16 protein-coding genes are annotated in these 17268 nt (G+C 72.3%); 11 read left to right on the top strand and 5 right to left on the bottom strand.

The genetic code is table 11. The annotated features are described in order from the left end of the window. Entirely contained in the window at positions 1–1290 is a 1290-nt protein-coding gene (nadA, locus tag FS825_RS15945; protein WP_144714939.1) for a quinolinate synthase NadA, read from the bottom strand. A gap of 8 nt (positions 1291–1298) precedes the next feature. Then, entirely contained in the window at positions 1299–2015 is a 717-nt protein-coding gene (locus tag FS825_RS15940; RefSeq protein WP_144714937.1) for an NUDIX hydrolase, read from the bottom strand. A gap of 104 nt (positions 2016–2119) precedes the next feature. Here FS825_RS15940 and FS825_RS15935 point away from each other — a divergent pair, with 104 nt between their 5' ends. From FS825_RS15935 to FS825_RS15925, 3 genes are all read left to right on the top strand, one after another. Further along, positions 2120–2401: an acylphosphatase gene (locus FS825_RS15935; RefSeq protein ID WP_144714935.1), complete on the top strand. Its 282-nt coding sequence runs from the start codon at positions 2120–2122 to the stop codon at positions 2399–2401. Between the two features lie 111 nt (positions 2402–2512). Then, positions 2513–3991, top strand: a complete 1479-nt coding sequence (locus FS825_RS15930; protein ID WP_144714933.1) for an MDR family MFS transporter — start codon at positions 2513–2515, stop codon at positions 3989–3991. Between the two features lie 147 nt (positions 3992–4138). After that, positions 4139–5386, top strand: coding sequence for a D-arabinono-1,4-lactone oxidase (locus FS825_RS15925; RefSeq protein WP_144714931.1), 1248 nt, complete (start codon positions 4139–4141; stop codon positions 5384–5386). A gap of 184 nt (positions 5387–5570) precedes the next feature. Here the strand turns inward: FS825_RS15925 and FS825_RS18750 are convergent, their stop codons facing one another. After that, entirely contained in the window at positions 5571–6062 is a 492-nt protein-coding gene (locus FS825_RS18750; protein WP_186377287.1) for a 2'-5' RNA ligase family protein, read from the bottom strand. A gap of 166 nt (positions 6063–6228) precedes the next feature. Between FS825_RS18750 and FS825_RS15915 the strand changes: the two genes are divergently transcribed. The 3 genes from FS825_RS15915 to FS825_RS15905 are packed head-to-tail and all read left to right on the top strand — an operon-like array spanning position 6229 to position 8896. After that, the gene (locus FS825_RS15915) at positions 6229–7188 is read left to right on the top strand and encodes a MetQ/NlpA family ABC transporter substrate-binding protein (protein WP_144714927.1); all 960 of its coding nucleotides are present in this window, start codon (positions 6229–6231) and stop codon (positions 7186–7188) included. Then, entirely contained in the window at positions 7188–8228 is a 1041-nt protein-coding gene (locus FS825_RS15910; RefSeq protein WP_144714925.1) for a methionine ABC transporter ATP-binding protein, read from the top strand. The genes FS825_RS15915 and FS825_RS15910 overlap by 1 nt, the downstream gene beginning before the upstream one ends. Beyond that, positions 8225–8896: a methionine ABC transporter permease gene (locus FS825_RS15905; RefSeq protein WP_260981278.1), complete on the top strand. Its 672-nt coding sequence runs from the start codon at positions 8225–8227 to the stop codon at positions 8894–8896. The genes FS825_RS15910 and FS825_RS15905 overlap by 4 nt, the downstream gene beginning before the upstream one ends. A gap of 502 nt (positions 8897–9398) precedes the next feature. On the opposite strand, the gene FS825_RS15900 is transcribed toward FS825_RS15905, so the two are convergent. Both FS825_RS15900 and FS825_RS15895 read right to left on the bottom strand, forming a co-directional pair. After that, positions 9399–10175, bottom strand: coding sequence for an endonuclease/exonuclease/phosphatase family protein (locus tag FS825_RS15900; RefSeq protein ID WP_144714923.1), 777 nt, complete (start codon positions 10173–10175; stop codon positions 9399–9401). Between the two features lie 134 nt (positions 10176–10309). After that, complete coding sequence (locus FS825_RS15895; protein WP_222126950.1) at positions 10310–11713, bottom strand: MFS transporter; 1404 nt, start codon at positions 11711–11713, stop codon at positions 10310–10312. A 156-nt stretch (positions 11714–11869) separates the two neighbouring features. Here FS825_RS15895 and FS825_RS15890 point away from each other — a divergent pair, with 156 nt between their 5' ends. From FS825_RS15890 to FS825_RS15870, 5 genes are read left to right on the top strand one after another with little or no spacing between them, the layout of a single operon-like run. Continuing rightward, positions 11870–13090 (top strand): alanine racemase, encoded by a 1221-nt coding sequence (locus tag FS825_RS15890; RefSeq protein WP_186377286.1) that lies wholly within the window; start codon positions 11870–11872, stop codon positions 13088–13090. Further along, the gene (locus FS825_RS15885) at positions 13090–13932 is read left to right on the top strand and encodes an IclR family transcriptional regulator (RefSeq protein ID WP_144715087.1); all 843 of its coding nucleotides are present in this window, start codon (positions 13090–13092) and stop codon (positions 13930–13932) included. The genes FS825_RS15890 and FS825_RS15885 overlap by 1 nt, the downstream gene beginning before the upstream one ends. Further along, positions 13929–14906 (top strand): sugar kinase, encoded by a 978-nt coding sequence (locus tag FS825_RS15880; protein ID WP_144714919.1) that lies wholly within the window; start codon positions 13929–13931, stop codon positions 14904–14906. Before FS825_RS15885 ends, FS825_RS15880 begins: the two co-directional genes overlap by 4 nt. Positions 14907–14958: 52 nt before the next feature. Next, positions 14959–15663, top strand: coding sequence for a bifunctional 4-hydroxy-2-oxoglutarate aldolase/2-dehydro-3-deoxy-phosphogluconate aldolase (locus FS825_RS15875; RefSeq protein WP_186377285.1), 705 nt, complete (start codon positions 14959–14961; stop codon positions 15661–15663). Next, positions 15660–17258, top strand: a complete 1599-nt coding sequence (locus tag FS825_RS15870; protein WP_144714915.1) for an N-acyl-D-amino-acid deacylase family protein — start codon at positions 15660–15662, stop codon at positions 17256–17258. Before FS825_RS15875 ends, FS825_RS15870 begins: the two co-directional genes overlap by 4 nt. Positions 17259–17268: the final 10 nt, after the last annotated feature.

Genomic DNA, 17268 nt, shown 5'->3' with positions numbered 1-17268 from the left:
TCAGTGTCCCGCGTGGGCGAGCGGCTTGGGCTTGGCGGCGAGCATGCGCTCGAGGGCCACCTTGGCGTCGGCCTGCACGTCGGCGGGGACGACGATCTCGTTGAGGACCTCGCCCGCGACGAGCGCCTCGAGCACCCAGGCGAGGTACCCGGGGTGGATCCGGTACATCGTCGAGCAGGGGCACACCACGGGGTCGAGGCAGAAGATCGTGTGCTGCGGGAACTCGGTCGCGAGCCGGTTGACCATGTTGATCTCGGTGCCGATCGCGAAGGTCGTCGGCTCGGTCGCGGCGGCGACGGTCTTCCGGATGAGGTCGGTGCTGCCGGCGACGTCCGCGGCGTCGACGACGGCCATCGGGCACTCCGGGTGCACGATCACCTGGACACCGGGGTGGTCCCGCCGCGCCTGGTCGATCTGGTCGACCGTGAACCGACGGTGGACGGAGCAGAAGCCGTGCCAGAGGATGACCTGTGCTTCCAGCAGGTCGGCCGCGGTGTTGCCACCACCGGCGAGCCGCGGGTTCCACATCGGCATCCGGTCGGTGCTGATGCCCATGGCCTTCGCGGTGTTCCGGCCGAGGTGCTGGTCCGGGAAGAACAGGACGCGCTGCCCACGCTCGAACGCCCACTCGAGGACGGTCGCGGCGTTCGACGACGTGCAAACGATCCCGCCGTGCCGGCCGCAGAAGGCCTTGAGGTCGGCGGCGGAGTTCATGTAGGTGACCGGGATCACCGGGACGCGGCCGTCCGCGTCGGGTTCGGTGCCGTACAGCGCCTCGAGCTCGGCCCACGCGGCCTCGACGCTGTCGATGTCGGCCATGTCGGCCATCGAGCAGCCGGCCGCGAGGTTCGGCAGGATGACGCGCTGGTCGTCCCGGGCGAGGATGTCCGCGGTCTCCGCCATGAAGTGCACGCCGCAGAACACGATCGCCTCGGCGTCGGGCTTCGTCAGCGCCGCGTTCGCGAGCTGGAACGAGTCGCCGAGGAAGTCCGCGTGCCGGACCACCTCGTCCCGCTGGTAGAAGTGCCCGAGCACGACGACCCGGTCGCCCAGGGTCGCCTTCGCCCGCTCGATGCGCTCGTGGAGTTCGTCGGTCGGCGCGTTCTTGTACTCGTCGGGGATCACGCCCTGCCGCGGCGCGGAGGTCGGGATGACGTCGGACATCGACGAGCCGGGGCCGTAGCCGGGGCGGGCGTCGAAGTCCCAGGTGGGCATCGCGAGGTCGGGCGTGCAGGTGCTGCCCGCGGCCTTGCCGTTCGAGATCAGTTCGATCGTGGTGGCGATGGACACGGTGGTTCCTATCGGTTCGTGGTGGTCTGCCGGGGCGTCAGCGGACCGTTGTCCGCGTAGGCCAGGTCGGGGTTCGAGCGGTACAGCCGGGCCGGACGGTGCCGGCCCCCGCTCGTGGTCTCGTCCGTCGGCAGGATCGCGTCGGTCTTCTCGACCTGGCGGCGGAAGTTCGCGGGGTCGAGCGCACGCCCGAGCACCGCCTCGTACACCCCGCGGAGTTCGGCGAGGGTGAACCGGTCCCCCAGGAACGCCTGGGCGATCCGGGAGTACGACATCTTGTTGCGGAGCCGCCAGAGCGCGTACGCCACGATGCGGTCGTGGTCGAACGCGAGCGGCGGGTGCTCGTCGGCGAGGAACCAGCGCACGTTCCAGTCGTCCGGGACCGAGCTCGCCTCGTCCGGGTGGACGAGCGCCCAGTAGACGATGGAGACGACCCGACTGGTGGAGCGGTCGACGTCACCGAACGCGTAGAGCTGCTCGAGGTAGCGCGGCTGGACGTTCGTCGTCTCTCGGAGCCGGGCGGCGGCGGAGTCCTCGAGCCCCTCGTCCGGCTGGACCCAGCCGCCCGGGAGCGCCCACGAGCCCTCGAACGGCTCGGCGACACGGCGCACCAGGGGCATCCAGAGCGCCGGCGCACCGGTGTCGGGGTGCGGGCGCAACGCGACGATCACGGTCGAGACCGCGACGCGGATGAGGGGTTCGGAGGGTTCGCTAATTTGTGTCATCTTGACTCGAAGTGTTCGGGTTGCAATGACACTATCACCGGGTTTCACGAGACGGAAACAGCGGCGAAAACTCCCGGGTCGGTGCCGCGCCTACATTGAGCCGCATGACAACGGTGACGAGGGTGCACGCCGTCGTGTCGGGGACGGTCCAGGGGGTCGGTTTCCGGTACTGGACCGCACGGAAGGCCGACGGGCTCGAGCTCGACGGGTACGCCAGGAACCTGTTCGACGGGACGGTCGAGGTCGAGGCCGAAGGGCCCGAACCGGCGGTCGACGCGCTGATGACGTTCATCCGGACCGGACCCCCGTCCGCCACCGTGACCGACGTGACGTGCCGCCCGGTCGTGCCGCACGGCGACGGGGACGGGTTCGCGATCCTGCACTGATCGGCCCGGTGTCACCGGGAAGCGGAATAATCGAATCCACTCAGGCGGTTGCCCTGTCTGCGCGTCGTGCGCCCCCTCGTCCCGCCAGTCGTGATCCACCAGGAGCCCCGCATGTCCCAGGCCGTCGATTCCGCACCCCGCACCGGGAGCGTCGCGCAGCCCTCCCCTGGTGAGACCCGGCTCGTGATCGGGCTGCTGCTCGTCTCGGCGTTCGTCGTGATCCTCAACGAGACGATCATGGGCGTCGCCCTGCCGCGGCTCATGGACGACCTCGGTATCAGCGCCGCGACCGGCCAGTGGCTCACCACGGGCTTCCTGCTCACCATGGCCGTGGTCATCCCGATCACCGGCTTCCTGCTGCAGCGCTTCAACACCCGCCCGGTGTTCGTCTGGGCGATGAGCCTGTTCTCCGCGGGCACCCTGATCGCCGTGCTCGCGCCGGGGTTCGCGGTGCTGCTCGTCGGCCGCATCGTGCAGGCCAGCGGCACGGCGATCATGATGCCGCTGCTCATGACGACGGTGCTCACGCTCATCGAGCCCGCACACCGCGGACGGGTGATGGGGAACATCTCGATCGTCATCTCCGTCGCACCCGCCATCGGCCCGACGATCTCCGGCCTGATCCTCAACGCGTTCGACTGGCGCTGGCTGTTCGGCTTCGTCCTGCCGATCGCACTCGCCGCGCTGGTCCTCGGCGCGGTCAAGGTCCGGAACGTCTCGACGCCGCGGAAGGCGCCCCTCGACGTCCTCTCGGTGGTCCTCTCCGCCTTCGCGTTCGGCGGGATCGTCTACGGCCTGTCGAGCATCGGCGAAGCCGGGGCGACCGGTCCGCTCGTCCCGATCACCGCGCTCGCCGTGGGCGTCGTCGCCCTCGCGCTGTTCGTGTTCCGGCAGACCCGGCTCCAGCGCAGCGACCGGGCACTGCTCGACCTCCGGACCTTCCGGACCAAGGGCTTCACGCTCCCGATCGTCGCGATGGCGCTGAGCTTCATGGCGATGTTCGGCACGCTGATCCTGCTGCCGATCTACCTCGAACGGGTCCTCGGGCTCGACGTCCTCGCCGTCGGCCTGCTCCTGCTGCCCGGCGGCCTCATCATGGGGTTGCTGTCCCCCGTCGTCGGCCGGATCTACGACCGTCGGGGCCCGCGCGTGCTGCTGATCCCGGGCTCGATCATCGTCAGCGCCGTGCTCTGGGGGCTCTCGACCGTCGGCGTGCACACGAGCGTGTGGTTCGTCCTCGGGGCGCACGTGGTCCTGAGCGTCGGACTCGCCCTGACCTTCACGCCGCTGTTCACCGCCGCGCTCGGCGGTCTGCCCCCGAAGCTGTACTCGCACGGCAGCGCCGTCCTCGGCACCGCCCAGCAGCTCGCCGGTGCCGCCGGGACGGCCTTGTTCGTGACGCTCCTCACCATCGGGGCATCGAGCGCGGCGTCGGGCAGCGGGGCGTCCGGTCTCGCGGAGGCGACCGCGTCCGGCGTGAAGACGGCGTTCCTGGTCGGTGCGGTCATCTCGCTGTTCGGGATCGCCACGTCCTCGATGGTCCGCCGTCCCGAGACCCCCGAGGGCGCACCGGCACCGTCGATGCACTGACGCGCGCACGGAACGTCGGCGCCGAGTGCCTCCGCGCTCGGATCGAACCACGGAACCGACGTCGAACCGGCTTGCCCGCCTGGTTCGACGTCGGTTCCGTGGTTCGTCGTCGAGGAACGTGCACCCACGCGTGGCATCGTGGTCGGCATGCGGTCGACGACGAGCGAGCTGAACTGGTCCGGCACGGTCACCTACACGGCCGAGCGGGTCCTCCGCCCCGCGTCGGTCGACGAGGCCGCCGAGATCGTGGCACGCTCCCCGCGCGTGCACGGGCTCGGGACGCGGCACTCGTTCAACGACTCCGCCGACGCTCCGGGCGTGCTCCTCGACCTCACCGGGATCCCGACGGACCTCGTGGTCGACCGAGCGCAGTGCACGGTGACGATGGGCGCCGGCACACGGTACGGCGTCGTCGCTCCGGAGCTCGACCGTGCCGGGTACGGCCTTCACAACATGGGGTCGCTCCCGCACATCTCGCTCGGTGGGGCGATCGCGACCGGGACGCACGGGTCCGGCACGTCGCTCGGGTCGCTCAGCACCGCCGTCCGGTCCTTCGAGGTGCTCGGGCCCGACGGCTCCGCGCGCACCATCGCCCGAGGGACCCCGGAGTTCGACGGCGCCGTGCTGCACCTCGGGCTGCTCGGCATCGTCACCCGGGTGACGCTCGACGTCGAGCCGACCTACCGGATGCGACAGGACGTCTACGGCGCGATGCCGTGGGACACCTTCACCGCGCACGTCGCCGAGGTGCAGGCGGCCGCGACGAGCGTGTGCTCCTACACGGTGTTCGGCGACGAGATCACCGGGGTCCTGCTGAAGTCCCGGGTACCGGACGGTGCCGACGACGTGGACGTGCCGGCGGAGCTGTTCGGGGCGCCGCGGCTCCCCGGTTCGCCCGGGGACGGGCACCGCACCGCCCGTGACGGTTCGGTCGGCCCGTGGTGGGACCGGCTGCCGCACTTCCCGATCGAGTCCGTGCCGAGCCACGGGTCCGAGGTGCAGAGCGAACACTTCGTCCCGCTCCGGCACGCCGCGGCCGCGCTCGACGCCGTCCGCACGATGGCCGACCGGATCCAGCCGCACCTGCACGTGTGCGAGCTCCGGACGATGGCAGCGGACCCGTTCTGGCTCAGCCCGACCCAGGGCGAGGACGTGCTCTGCATCGCGTTCACGTGGCAGAAGCACCCCGCCGAGGTCGCCGCGCTGCTCCCCGACCTCGAGGCGCTCCTCGCACCGTTCGACGGGCGCCCGCACTGGGGGAAGATGAGCTCGCTCGACCCGTCGGCGGTCGCCGCGCTGTACCCGCGGCTGGCGGACTTCCGCGAGCTCGTCCGCGGAGCCGACCCGGACCGGACGTTCGCGTCGGCGTTCGGCGAGCGCGTCCTGGGGACCTGAGCCGCGCCTCCAGGCCGACGCGCTCGCGTCCCGCCCGCGCGCCCCCGCGCCCGCACCCACGCTGGCGCCCCCACGCCCCCGCGGAACCAGGTTCCGGACACAACACCGCGCAGCTCCACGGTGCTGTGTCCGGACCTGGTTCCGGCGGCCCGCCCCACCGCACCGCGCCGCCGCCGCGCCGCGCTCACGCGACCGGCGTGACCGCCTTCGTGCCGCCGTCCCAGTGCCGCACCCCGCCCACCACGAGCTCGTCGGGCAACGGCGCCCCGCGCAGTGCCGCGACCGCGCGCCCGAGGTCCTCGTCGCGCACCCGCCGTGCGAACGTGACGTGCGGCGACCACGCTCCCGGTAAGGACGTGTCGACCCCACCAGGTGCCGCACGGTGCACCGCCTCGTGGAACGCGGCCAGCGCCGGGTCCACCACCACCGCCCGCACGAGCACGGACCGCCCCGAGCCAGCCGGGAACAGCAGCACTCCCCCCAGCAGCAGCCGGGCCGGCAGGGCTGCGTCGAAGCCGACCGGGACGGGCAGGTCGTCGCCGGCCGCCAGGGTCACGTGCGGGCTGTTCGTCCCGGAGCGGCCGAGACTCGGCAGGTCCGCCGCGATCAACGCATCCCACGCGGCACGCACCGCGGCGTCGGACGACGGATCCAGGACGAGCTCGAGACTGCGCACGGACCGAGTGAACCAACGAACCGTGTGACAGCGGTGTAACACGACGGAACGGAACTCGCACGGCGGCGGACCGCCCGGCACACTCGACTGCACGCCGCGGAGCACCGCGGTCGCCGCCGCGGACCACCGCGGCACCCCCACAGCACGGCCCACGAGGAGCACCACCATGTCCGCAGCACCCGCACTGCCCGAGAAGCCGAAGGGCAAGCGCCCGATCGGCTGGATCATCGCCGCCGCGGTCGTCGTCGTCGCGATCGTCGTCGCCCTCATCGTCGGAGCCGTCCGCTCCGGCAACGACACCAGCAACGACTCCGGCGCCGCCGCGAGTGGTTCGCCGAAGACCGTCACGATCGGTGTCGCGGACAAGTCCCTCTCCTACTGGAGCACCTACACGAAGCTCGCGAAGTCGAAGCTGAACGTCACGGTCAAGCTGACGAACTTCGCCGACTACTCGCTGCCGAACCCCGCGCTCAAGGACGGCCAGCTGGACCTCAACCAGTTCCAGCACATCCAGTACCTGGCCGACTACAACGTGACGTCGAACGACGACCTCCAGCCGATCGGATCGACCGCGGTCTACCCGCTGCCGCTGTACGCGACGAAGTACGACGAGGCGTCGAAGATCCCCGACGGGGCGAAGATCGCGATCCCGAACGACTCGATCAACGAGGCGCGTGCGCTCCTCGTGCTGCAGGGTGCGAAGCTCCTCACGCTGAAGGACGGCGGATCGGCGTTCTCGACGACGTCCGACATCGTGACGAAGAAGGTCGACGTCGAGCCGCTCGAGGCCTCGCAGACCGCGAACGCACTGCAGCAGGGCTCCGTCGCCGGCGCCGTCGTGAACAACAACTTCGCGACCGCTGCCGGCCTGCCGAGCTCCGACGTCGTCTACCAGGACGACCCGTCGAGCGCGAGCGCCGCCCCGTACGTGAACATCTTCGCCGCCCGCGACGAGGACAAGTCGAACAAGACGTACCTCGCCCTCGCGAAGCTCTTCCAGGACGAGTCGGTGCAGAAGGTGTTCCTCAAGGACAACCCCGACGCGGTCGTCCGCGACGAGAGCGCCTCCTCGCTGCAGGACGAGCTCGCCAAGGTCGAGAAGGACGCGAAGGCGGCCAAGCAGTAGTGCCGGTCCTCGTCGAACTCCGCGGCGTCTCGAAGCACTACCGCCGCGCCGACACCGGCGAGACCGTGGTGGCCGTCGAGGACGTCTCCCTGGACGTGCACCAGGGAGAGGTCCTCGGCGTCATCGGGTACTCCGGTGCCGGCAAGTCCACGCTGGTGCGCTTGGTGAACGCCCTCGAGCTGCCGAGCTCCGGCTCGGTGACGGTCGCCGGCCAGGAGCTGACGGCGATCCCCGAGAAGGACCGCCGCCTCGCTCGGCGCCGCATCGGGATGATCTTCCAGCAGTTCAACCTGTTCCGCTCCCGCACCATCGCCGGGAACGTCGCGTACCCGCTCAAGGTCGCTGGTGTGCCGAAGGCCGAGCGCGACCGCCGTGTCGCCGAGCTGCTCGACTTCGTCGGCCTGCTCGACCGCGCGTACGCGTACCCGGAGCAGCTCTCCGGCGGACAGAAGCAGCGCGTCGGCATCGCCCGCGCGCTCGCTGCGTCGCCCGACCTGCTGCTCGCCGACGAGGCGACCAGCGCCCTCGACCCGGAGACCACGTCGGAGGTCCTCGCGCTCCTCCGTCGCGTCAACCGGGAGCTCGGCGTCACCATCATCGTGATCACGCACGAGATGGACGCCGTCCGGCAGATCGCCGACCGTGTCGCCGTGATGGAGCAGGGACGCGTGGTCGAGGTCGGCGACGTCTACGACGTGTTCTCCACGCCGCAGACCGACGCCGCCCAGCGGTTCGTCCGCACGGCGCTGCACGACCGCCCCTCCCCCGAGACGCTCGCCCGCCTGCGCGAGCGTCACCCGGGTCGGCTCGTCACGGTGCAGATCACCGACGAGGCCGGACTGCAGAACCGGATCGACGCGGCCTTCCGCGCGGCCGGCGTCACCGCGGAGCTCGTGTACGGCGGGGTCGGCGAGATCCGCGAGCGTCGCATCGGTTCGCTGACGTACGAGCTGAGTGCGTCGTCGCCGACGGGCATCGACGACGCCATCGACGCGCTCCGCAACACGGGCGTCACCACCGACGAGGAGGCCGCGGCGTGAACAACAGCTTCCAGAGCGTGATCGACACGTTCGACGTCTTCCTCTCCTCGGTGCGCGACACCATCGTCATGTCGCTGGTGTCCCTCGTCATCGCAGGGATCATCGGCCTGGCCCTGGGCCTGGCGCTGTACGCCACCCGCCCGGGCAACCTGCTCGGCAACCGGGCGGCGTACACGATCCTCAACGTGGTCGTGAACCTGGTCCGGCCGATTCCGTTCGTGATCTTCCTCGCCGCGATCGCGCCGCTGTCCCGCGTGGTCGTGCAGACGACGATCGGCGTGCCCGCGGTGACGTTCGCGATCTCGCTGGCGGCGGCGTTCGCGGTGTCCCGGATCGTCGAGCAGAACCTGCTGTCCGTGGACCCCGGCGTCGTCGAGGCAGCGCGGGCATCGGGTGCGCACCCGGTGTCGATCCTGCTCACCGTGCTCATCCCCGAGGGGCTCGGGCCGCTCATCCTCGGCTACACGTTCATCTACATCGGGATCGTCGACATGACGGCGCAGGGTGCGCTCATCGGCGGCGGCGGGCTCGGCGAGTACGCGATCACGTACGGGTCGCAGCGGTACGACTGGTGGATCGTGTACGTGTCGGTGGCGGCGATCGTCATCATCGTGCAGCTCGGCCAGTTCGTGGGCAACCGGTTGGCACGCGCGACGTTGCGTCGCTGACGCGGGTCGCGTCCGTGACGTGACTGCCTGGAGGCGCGGTGCCGGTCCACGAGACCGGCGCCGCGCCTCCAGGCGGTTGCGGGGCCGGCGGCGCGGGGCGGGCCGGGCCGGCCGGGCCGGCGGGGCCCCCGAGCCCCCGAGCCCCCGAGCGGGCACTTTCCGTCACGCTCGGCGCGCGCCTGCGGCGCGTTCCGCCCGCTCGGCGCGCCGCACGCGGCGCGTTGCGCCCGCTCGGCGCGGGCGCCGGGCGCCTCCCCGAGCGCGCAGTCTCTGTCACGCTCGGCGCGCGCCTGCGGCGCGTTGCGCCCGCTCGGCGGGCCGCGCACGGCGCGTCCCGCCCGCTCGGCGCGGGCGCCGGGCCAGGCAACCTCGCCCGGCCGAGCGGGCACTTTCTGTCACGCTCGTCGCGGGCCTGCGGCGCGTTGCGCCCGCTCGGCGGAGTGCGCGCGGCGCGTTGCGCCCGCTCGGCGCGGCCGCGGTGGCGCGCGCGGCCGGCGCGGGGTCAGGCGGCCGGGGACTCCACGGCCGCGACCGAACCGGTCGCCCCGGGGTGCTCGTAGTGCGCCCGCACCAGGATCGGCCGGTGGTCGGAGATGCCCGCGGGGAGGGTCTCGACGCCGGCGATGTGCAGCCCGACGCTCGTGGCGAAGTCGAAGTGTCCCGTGAACTTGCGGTAGCGCAGGTAGGTCGGCTGGTCCGACAGCGACAGCGCGAAGCCGTGCTGCTCGATCTTCCGGCGCAGGTTCGTCTGGAACCAGGGGTAGTTGAAGTCGCCGACCATGATCGCCGGCGCCTCGGTGGAAAGGTCGCGGACGAACTGGTGCGCAGCCTCGATCTGCTTGCGGCGCAGCGAGTTCGTTGCGGTCAGGGGTGAGGCGTGGAAGGACGCGACGATGACCTCGGCGTCGGCTTCGGTGTCGCGGAGGTGCATCGCGATGAGTCGTTCGTGCGCCGGCGCGAGCACCCGGTCGTGCAGGGACTTCTGCAGGGAGTGGATGCTGAAGTCCTCGACCTCGAACCGGTCGTCGCGCTTGTAGATCGCCAGGCCGAGCCGGTTCGTCTTGGTCGACGCGGCCAGGGACAGTCCGGCGACGGAGGAGGCGAGGTCGTTGCTGTCGCACTCCTGGACGCAGATGACGTCGGCCTGCGACGCCTCGGCCAGGGCGGCGAGTTCGCCGTTCGCTGTGTGCTCTCGGAGGTTGTAGCTGACGACGCGCAGCCCGGTCGGTTCCGCTGCCTGCTCGGCGGCGATCGTCCCCTGCTGCTGTGGCGCGGCCATGCTGCCTTCCTGTTCCGGGTGTTTCCGGTCACCCTGCCGCGGTCACCGTACTCGGCGATCGCAAGCAGTTGCTGAGACTGTACCGCCCGCCGGGTTTCGTGCGTGTGACCGCTGCGGGAACGGGCGATCGGCGCTCAGGCGGCGACGCGCCGCACCGGCCGCACGGTCTCGCCGGCGGTCCGGCTCATGAGGAGACCCTCGACGCACGCGACCACGAGCAGCACCGCGATGACCCAGAACGCGAGGTCGTACGGGCCCGAGCCGCCGAGCCCGGCCGCGGCCCGGATGACGACCGCGGCGACCGCGACCCCGAAGCCCGCGGCGGTCTGCTGCAGGGTGGAGGACAGCGTGTTCGCCGGGGTCATGTCCGCCTGTTCGACGTCGGCGAAGGCGATGGTGTTGTACGCCGTGAACCCGACCGAGCGAGCCGCACCGCTCACCACGAGGAGCACGGCCAGGAGCCAGAACGGGGTCTCCTCGGTCATGAACACCATCGCGACCACACTGAGTGCCGCGACCGCGCTCGACACGATGATCACCGGCCGGTACCCGAACCAGCGGAGGAACGGCGTCGTCATCGGCTTGATGCCGAGGTTCCCGACGAAGACCCAGAGCACGGCAGACCCGGCGAGCACGGCGCTCCACCCCCAGGCGTCCTGGAACAGCAGCGGGAGCACGAAGGGCACCGCGGACACCGCCAGTCGGAACAGGCTGCCGCCGGCGTGCGACACCCGGAAGGTCTCGAGCCGGAAGGAGTCGAGGCCCATGATCGGGTGCGGCGCCCGGCGGAAGTGCCAGATCGCCAACCAGCAGCACACCGCCCCGAGGAGGCCGGAGACCACGACCGCGAGCACCGGGACCCGGTCGAGGGCGAGCAGGGAGGCCATGACCACGAGCGACCCGAGGCCGAAGCACGCGAGCAGCGAGCCGAACCAGTCGAACGGCACCCGCTCCGCCGCCCGCTCCTGCGGCACGAGCACGAGCGCCGCGACGAACGCGATGACCCCGAGCGGGATGTTGATGAGGAAGATCCAGTGCCACGACAGGGTGTCGACGAGGACGCCCCCGACGAACGGCGCGATGATCGGCGCGGCGAGTGCCGGCCAGGTCAGGATCGCGATCGCGGTGACGAGCTGCTCGCGCCCGGCACCCCGGAGCACCACGAGGCGCCCGACCGGGACCATCAGCGCACCGCCGAGCCCCTGCACGATCCGCCAGAGCGTCAGGTCCACGAGCCCGGTCGACAGCGCGCACAGGGCCGACGCCACCGTGAACAGGGCGATCGCCCCGGCGAAGACCGTCCGCGAGCCGACGCGGTCCGTCAACCAACCGCTGACCGGGATGAACACGGCGAGCGTCACCAGGTAGGCGGTGATCGCCACGCCGACCGCGGCGGAGTCCACACCGAGGTCGCGCCCCATCGCCGGGGCCGCCGTCGCCAGGATCGTGCCGTCCAGAAGCTCCATGAAGAAGGTGCCCGCGACCAGCACGGCCACCGCCGTGCTCCCCCGTCGTCGTGTCGTCATCGTCGTCGCCATGTCACATCAAATGCTATGCCCGATCCGGTCCTGAGACGCGGTCGTCCGCGGTCTGCGACCTCGAGTTGTGCAGAGCAGAATGACGCGCAGGGTGCCGTTGCCTCGACGGACGCCGGACCGCGAACGTGGTCACACCGCACACGCACAGGAGGATCGATGACGACCACCCCCGGCACGACCACCCCCGCCACGGTCACGACGAAGGGCGCGCCGGACCCCGCCGCCCCGGGGTCGCGCCACGTCCTCGATCACGCCCACCTGCCCGTGATGACCCTGCGTGAGTCGGCGCTCGCCAACAACACCGCGGTGATGCAGGCGTACGTCGGCCGGCACGGCCTGCTCTTCGCTCCGCACATGAAGACCCACATGGCACCCGTCCTGGCAGCCCGCCAGGTCGATGCCGGCGCCTGGGGCGTCACGGTCGCCTCGGTCCAGCAGGCCATGGTCGCGTGGGAGCACGGCATCCACCGCATCCTCGTCGCGAACGAGGTCCTCGACCCCGCGGGCCTCGCGTGGCTCGCGTCGCGTCGATCGGTGGACCCCGACGCCGACGTGCTCTGCTACGTCGACTCCGCGGCGGGGGTCGCCGTAGCACGAGCCGCCCAGGACGCCGTCGCCGGCGACCTCCACGTCCTGGTCGAGGTCGGCTTCACCGGTGGACGCACCGGGGTCCGGACGGCAGCGGACGCACTCGCCGTCGCGCACGCCGCGGACGACGCCGGCCTGTCCCTCCGCGGCGTCTCCGGGTACGAGGGCGGGCTCCCCGGCGTCGACGCCGCCCGCGAGTACGTCCGCGGAGTCCTCGCGATCGCCGCCGACGTCCGGCCACTGGTCGACGCACCGCGGGCACTCCTCAGCATGGGTGGGAGCGCGTGGTTCGACGCCGTCGTCGACGCCGTCTCCGCACGTCCGGACGACCTCGACGTCCTCCTCCGGTCCGGCGCGTACCTCACGCACGACGACGGCTTCTACGCCGAGCGCACACCGTTCGCCCGGCACCCGGAGGAAGGTGCGCTGATCCCCGCGATCGAGGTCTGGGGCCGCGTCACGTCCCGCCCCGAGCCCGGTCTCGCGCTCGTCGCGGTCGGCAAGCGGGACATCTCCTTCGACGAGGGACTCCCGGTCGTGCGACGGATCCTGCCTGGAGGCGCGGCTGACCCCACACGGACCGGCCCACCACCCGGGGCGGTCACCGTCACCCGCCTCGACGACCAGCACTGCTACCTCGCGCTGGCGGACGACCAGGACCCGCTGACGCCCGGCGACGTCGTCGTGTTCGGGATCTCGCACCCGTGCACCGTCTTCGACAAGTGGCGCCAGGTCCTCGTCATCGCCGACGACGAGACCGTGGTCGAGACGATCGCGACGTGGTTCTGATGCGCGCGACGACCCCGGTCGCGCAGGCCGCCGACGAAGGCTCCACCCGCAACGCCGCGCTGTCGCTCCGACGCGGGCTCCGGCTGCTCGACTGCATCGCCGACCGCACCCGCAACGGGGAGCCCTCGGTGTCCTTGACCGTGCTGGCCACCGAGCTCGGCACGTCGAAGTCGACCGTGCTCCGGCTGACCGCCCCGATGGTCGAGAACGACCTGCTCCGCCGGACGCCGGACGCCGGGTTCACGCTCGGTCTCGGTGCGCTGCTGCTCGGGCAGAGCTACCTCGAGGGCATCGACCTCCGCTCGGCCGCCGCCCCGTTCCTCCGCCGCACCGCGGAGGACACCGGCCTCACGTGCCACCTGGTCGTCCCGGACGGCACGGACATCGTCTACGTGGACAAGGTCGAGACCCGTGGCACCGTCCGGATGGGTTCCCGGATCGGGAACCGTCTGCCGATGCGGAACACCGCGTCCGGCAAGGCGATCGTGGCGTTCGGCGAGCCGGAGCTGCTCGAGCGGGTGCTGGCGGAACCGGCGACGGCGATGACCGACCACTCGATCGTCGACGACGACCGCTGGCGCGCTGAGATCGACCGCACGCACGGGCGCGGCTACGGCATCGACGACCGCGAGAACGAGCCGGACATCCGGTGCGTCGCCGCTCCCGTGCTGGACCACGCCAACCAGGTCGTCGGGGCGATGAGCATCTCCGGGCTGGCCTCCCGCTTCCCTGCCGCAGCCGTCCGCGAGCTCGGTGACGGTGTCGTCCGGACGGCGCTCGAGATCTCCGTCGCGCTCGGGTCCTCGTCGGCCCAGCTCGCCCTGTCGAAGAGCATCCGATGACCGGCCGCGTCCTGACCTTCGGCGAGACGATGCTGCTGCTGACCGGGCGTGACACGGGTGCCGTGCCCGACCTCGACCACATGCGGGTGGACACGGGCGGTGCCGAGAGCAACGTGGCGATCGGCCTCGTCCGGGCCGGCGTGCCCACCACCTGGGTCGGTCGCGTCGGCACGGACCCCGCTGGCGACCGCGTCCGCCGGGACGTCGGCGGCGAAGGCGTCGACGTCGTCGCGGTCGCCGATCCCGAGCGGTCGACGGGCATCATGATGAAGGAGCGCCTGGCCGACGGACGAACCCGCGTGACCTACCACCGGCGGGGGTCGGCCGGCTCGGCACTGCGCGCGACGGACCTGCCCACGAGCATCGTCGAGACGGCGACGCTCCTGCACGTGACCGGCATCACGCTCGCCCTCTCCGACGAGGCACGGGCCACCGTCGAAGCCGCGGTCGACCGAGCGGACGCCGCCCGGGTGCCGGTGTCCTTCGACGTGAACCACCGCCCGAAGCTCATCGACGCCGAGGCCGCCCGTGAGCGCTACCGTGCGGTCGCCCGACGCTCCTCGATCGTCTTCGCGGGCGACGACGAAGCCCGGCTCGTGCTCGGGCTCGCCGACGACGAGGGCGACGACGAGACGCTCGCCCACGAGCTCGCTGCGCTCGGCCACGGCCGGGCCGTCGTGAAGCTCGGCTCCCGCGGCGCGGTGGCCTCGATCGACGGGGCCTTCCTCCGGCGTCCGGCGACCCCGGTGCGCGTCGTCGACCCGGTCGGTGCCGGTGACGCCTTCGTGGCCGGCTGGCTGGCGGCGGCACTCGGCGGTGCGACGGCGGCCGATGCGCTCGACCGGGCAGCCGACGCGGGTGCCCTCGCCTGCACAGTCGAGAGCGACTGGCAGCGCCCGGACCCGGCGGCGCTGCACGCTCAGGCCCCTCGCCCCGAGGGCGACCAGACCCTCCACGACCGTGTCGACCGCTGACCCCGACCCTGACCGCACGGCGAGTCGCCCGCCGACCACGAGGAACGAGCACATGACGAACACCCCCAGCACCGACCCCACCACCACCACCACCGCCGCCGCCACCAGCACCGGTGACGGGCCGGGGACACCCCGAGTCCGCCACCGGCACGCTGCCGGTCCGGCCATCGCGATCCTCCGCGGGGGCTCCGGCGACCACGTCGAGGACGTGATCGCGACCCTCGTCGACGCCGGCGTCCGCGCGGTCGAGATCACCACGAACACGCCGCGGTGGCGGGAGGGGATCGCGTGGGCGACGGACCGCTACGGCTCGAGCGCGTCGATCGGTGTGGGCACCGTCCTCGAGCCCCGGCAGCTCGACGAGGCAGCCGCGGCCGGAGCGGTGTTCGCCGTCAGCCCGCACCTCGACGCCGAGATCGGCGAGCGGGCGCACGAACGAGGACTCGGGTGGTACCCCGGCGCCGCGACGCCGACCGAGATCGTCCGGGCGTGGCAGCTCGGCGCCCGGGCGGTGAAGGTCTTCCCGGCCGCGCAACTCGGCGGGCCGGCGTTCCTCAAGCAGGTGCTCGCGCCGCTGGACTTCGTCGACGTGATCCCGACGGGCGGCATCGGCGTCGACGACGCTTCGGACTACCTGGCGGCCGGTGCGGTCGCCGTCGGACTGGGTTCGCCGCTCGTCGGGGACGCGCTCACGAGCGGGGACCTCGACGCCCTCCGCGTCCGCGCCGAGCGGCTCGTCGCGGGGCTCGCCCGGTGACGGTCCCCGCGTCGCCCGTCCTGCTGCGCGGCGGCACAGTCCTCGACGGGACGACGGCCGACGCCCGCGCGGCCGACGTGCTCGTCGCAGCCGGACGGATCGTCGCCGTCGGCACCGACCTCGACCTCCCTGCCGGCACGAGGACGATCGACTGCGGCGAGCGCCTCGTCCTCCCCGGGTTCGTCGACGCGCACTCGCACGCCGGGTCGCTCGTCTTCGACGAGGCCGTGCAGCACGCCCTGCTCCGCCAGGGTGTGACGACCGTCGTCACCGGCCAGGACGGCGTCGGTCCGGCTCCGGGCGACGGCAGCTACGCCGACCGGTACTTCGCGGCGATCGACGGACCACACCCCCGGTACGGCGGCGGCGGCATCGGGGCCCTGCTTGCGACCTACGACGGTGCGACGCCGGTCAACGTGGCGACCCTGGTGCCCGCCGGCACGGTCCGGCACGAGGTCATCGGCGACGACGACCGGCCCGCGACCCCGGCCGACCTCGAGTCCATGCGCGCCCTCGTGCGTCAGGGCCTGGCCGCGGGTGCGACGGGCCTCGCGACCGGACTCGACTACGTGCCGGGCCTGTACGCCGACACCGCGGAGATCACGGCGCTGTGCACGGAGGTCGCGGCTGCCGACGGCCTCTACGTGTCGCACATGCGGGGCGGGTACGAGCGCAACGCCCGAGCGGGGTTGGACGAGATCGCCGACATCGTCCGGGCCTCCGGGGTCCGGGCGCACGTGTCGCACCTGCACGCCCCGGTCGAGCTCGCGATCGCCGCCCTCGCGGAACTGGCGGCGGCCGGCGCTCCGATGTCGTTCGACGCCTACCCGTACTCCCGGGGGTGCACGATCCTGTCGATGCTGCTGCTGCCGGCCGAGTTGGCGCGTCCGGGCACCGGCGACCTCGCCGATGCGGTCGCCGACGAGGCAGGCCGACACCGGGTGCGCACCGCGGTGCTCGAGCGGGTGCTCGGGCGCGCCGACCTCGGGACCGGCTGGGCCGATCAGATCACGCTGTCGCACGTGCCCGCGCCGGAGTTCCACGCGCTGCAGGGCCGCACCCTCGCCGAGGCCGCCGCCGCCACGGGCACGGACCCCGTCGACCTGGCGATCGACGTGCTCGTCGACTCCGCCCTGCAGGTCACCGTCGTCATGCGCGTCCCTCGGCCCCGGACCGCGGACGAGCTCACCCCGCTCTTCCGGCTGCCCGGTCACACCGCCGGGTCCGACGGCATCTTCGTCGGCACGCACCCGCACCCGCGCGCCTACGGGACCTTCGCGCGGTACCTCGCCGACCACGCGGTGACCGGTCGGCTTGGGTGGCCGGAGACGGTTCGGCACCTGTCGACGACGAGCGTCGGGCGGTACCGGCTCGGCGACCGGGGAACGGTCCGTCCGGGAGCGGTCGCGGACCTCGTCGTGGTGGACCCGGCCAGGGTGTCGGCGCGGTCGTCGTACGAGCACCCGGTCCGGCTCGCGGAGGGCATCGACGACGTCCTCGTCGCCGGCGTCCCCGTGCTCGCGGACGGCGCCCTGACGCAGGCGACCCCCGGCGCCGGGCTCCGTCGTGACGGTTCCGGCACCGGGGGTCGATGAGGCTTCGCTC

Origin of the sequence: Curtobacterium pusillum (assembly GCF_007680845.1) — a bacterium.
Lineage (GTDB): Bacteria > Actinomycetota > Actinomycetes > Actinomycetales > Microbacteriaceae > Curtobacterium > Curtobacterium pusillum_B.
This window is presented reverse-complemented; position numbering and strand designations above follow the sequence as displayed.

Excerpts from the sequence above, each read along its gene's own strand:
- FS825_RS15875 (WP_186377285.1), top strand. The coding sequence starts at position 14,959 with ATGACGAACACCCCCAGCACCGACCCCACCACCACCACCACCGCCGCC.
- FS825_RS15915 (WP_144714927.1), top strand. The coding sequence starts at position 6,229 with ATGTCCGCAGCACCCGCACTGCCCGAGAAGCCGAAGGGCAAGCGCCCG.
- FS825_RS15885 (WP_144715087.1), top strand. The coding sequence starts at position 13,090 with ATGCGCGCGACGACCCCGGTCGCGCAGGCCGCCGACGAAGGCTCCACC.
- FS825_RS15925 (WP_144714931.1), top strand. The coding sequence starts at position 4,139 with ATGCGGTCGACGACGAGCGAGCTGAACTGGTCCGGCACGGTCACCTAC.
- FS825_RS15890 (WP_186377286.1), top strand. The coding sequence starts at position 11,870 with ATGACGACCACCCCCGGCACGACCACCCCCGCCACGGTCACGACGAAG.
- FS825_RS15880 (WP_144714919.1), top strand. The coding sequence starts at position 13,929 with ATGACCGGCCGCGTCCTGACCTTCGGCGAGACGATGCTGCTGCTGACC.
- FS825_RS15940 (WP_144714937.1), bottom strand. The coding sequence starts at position 2,015 with ATGACACAAATTAGCGAACCCTCCGAACCCCTCATCCGCGTCGCGGTC.
- FS825_RS15935 (WP_144714935.1), top strand. The coding sequence starts at position 2,120 with ATGACAACGGTGACGAGGGTGCACGCCGTCGTGTCGGGGACGGTCCAG.
- FS825_RS15930 (WP_144714933.1), top strand. The coding sequence starts at position 2,513 with ATGTCCCAGGCCGTCGATTCCGCACCCCGCACCGGGAGCGTCGCGCAG.
- FS825_RS15900 (WP_144714923.1), bottom strand. The coding sequence starts at position 10,175 with ATGGCCGCGCCACAGCAGCAGGGGACGATCGCCGCCGAGCAGGCAGCG.
- FS825_RS15895 (WP_222126950.1), bottom strand. The coding sequence starts at position 11,713 with ATGGCGACGACGATGACGACACGACGACGGGGGAGCACGGCGGTGGCC.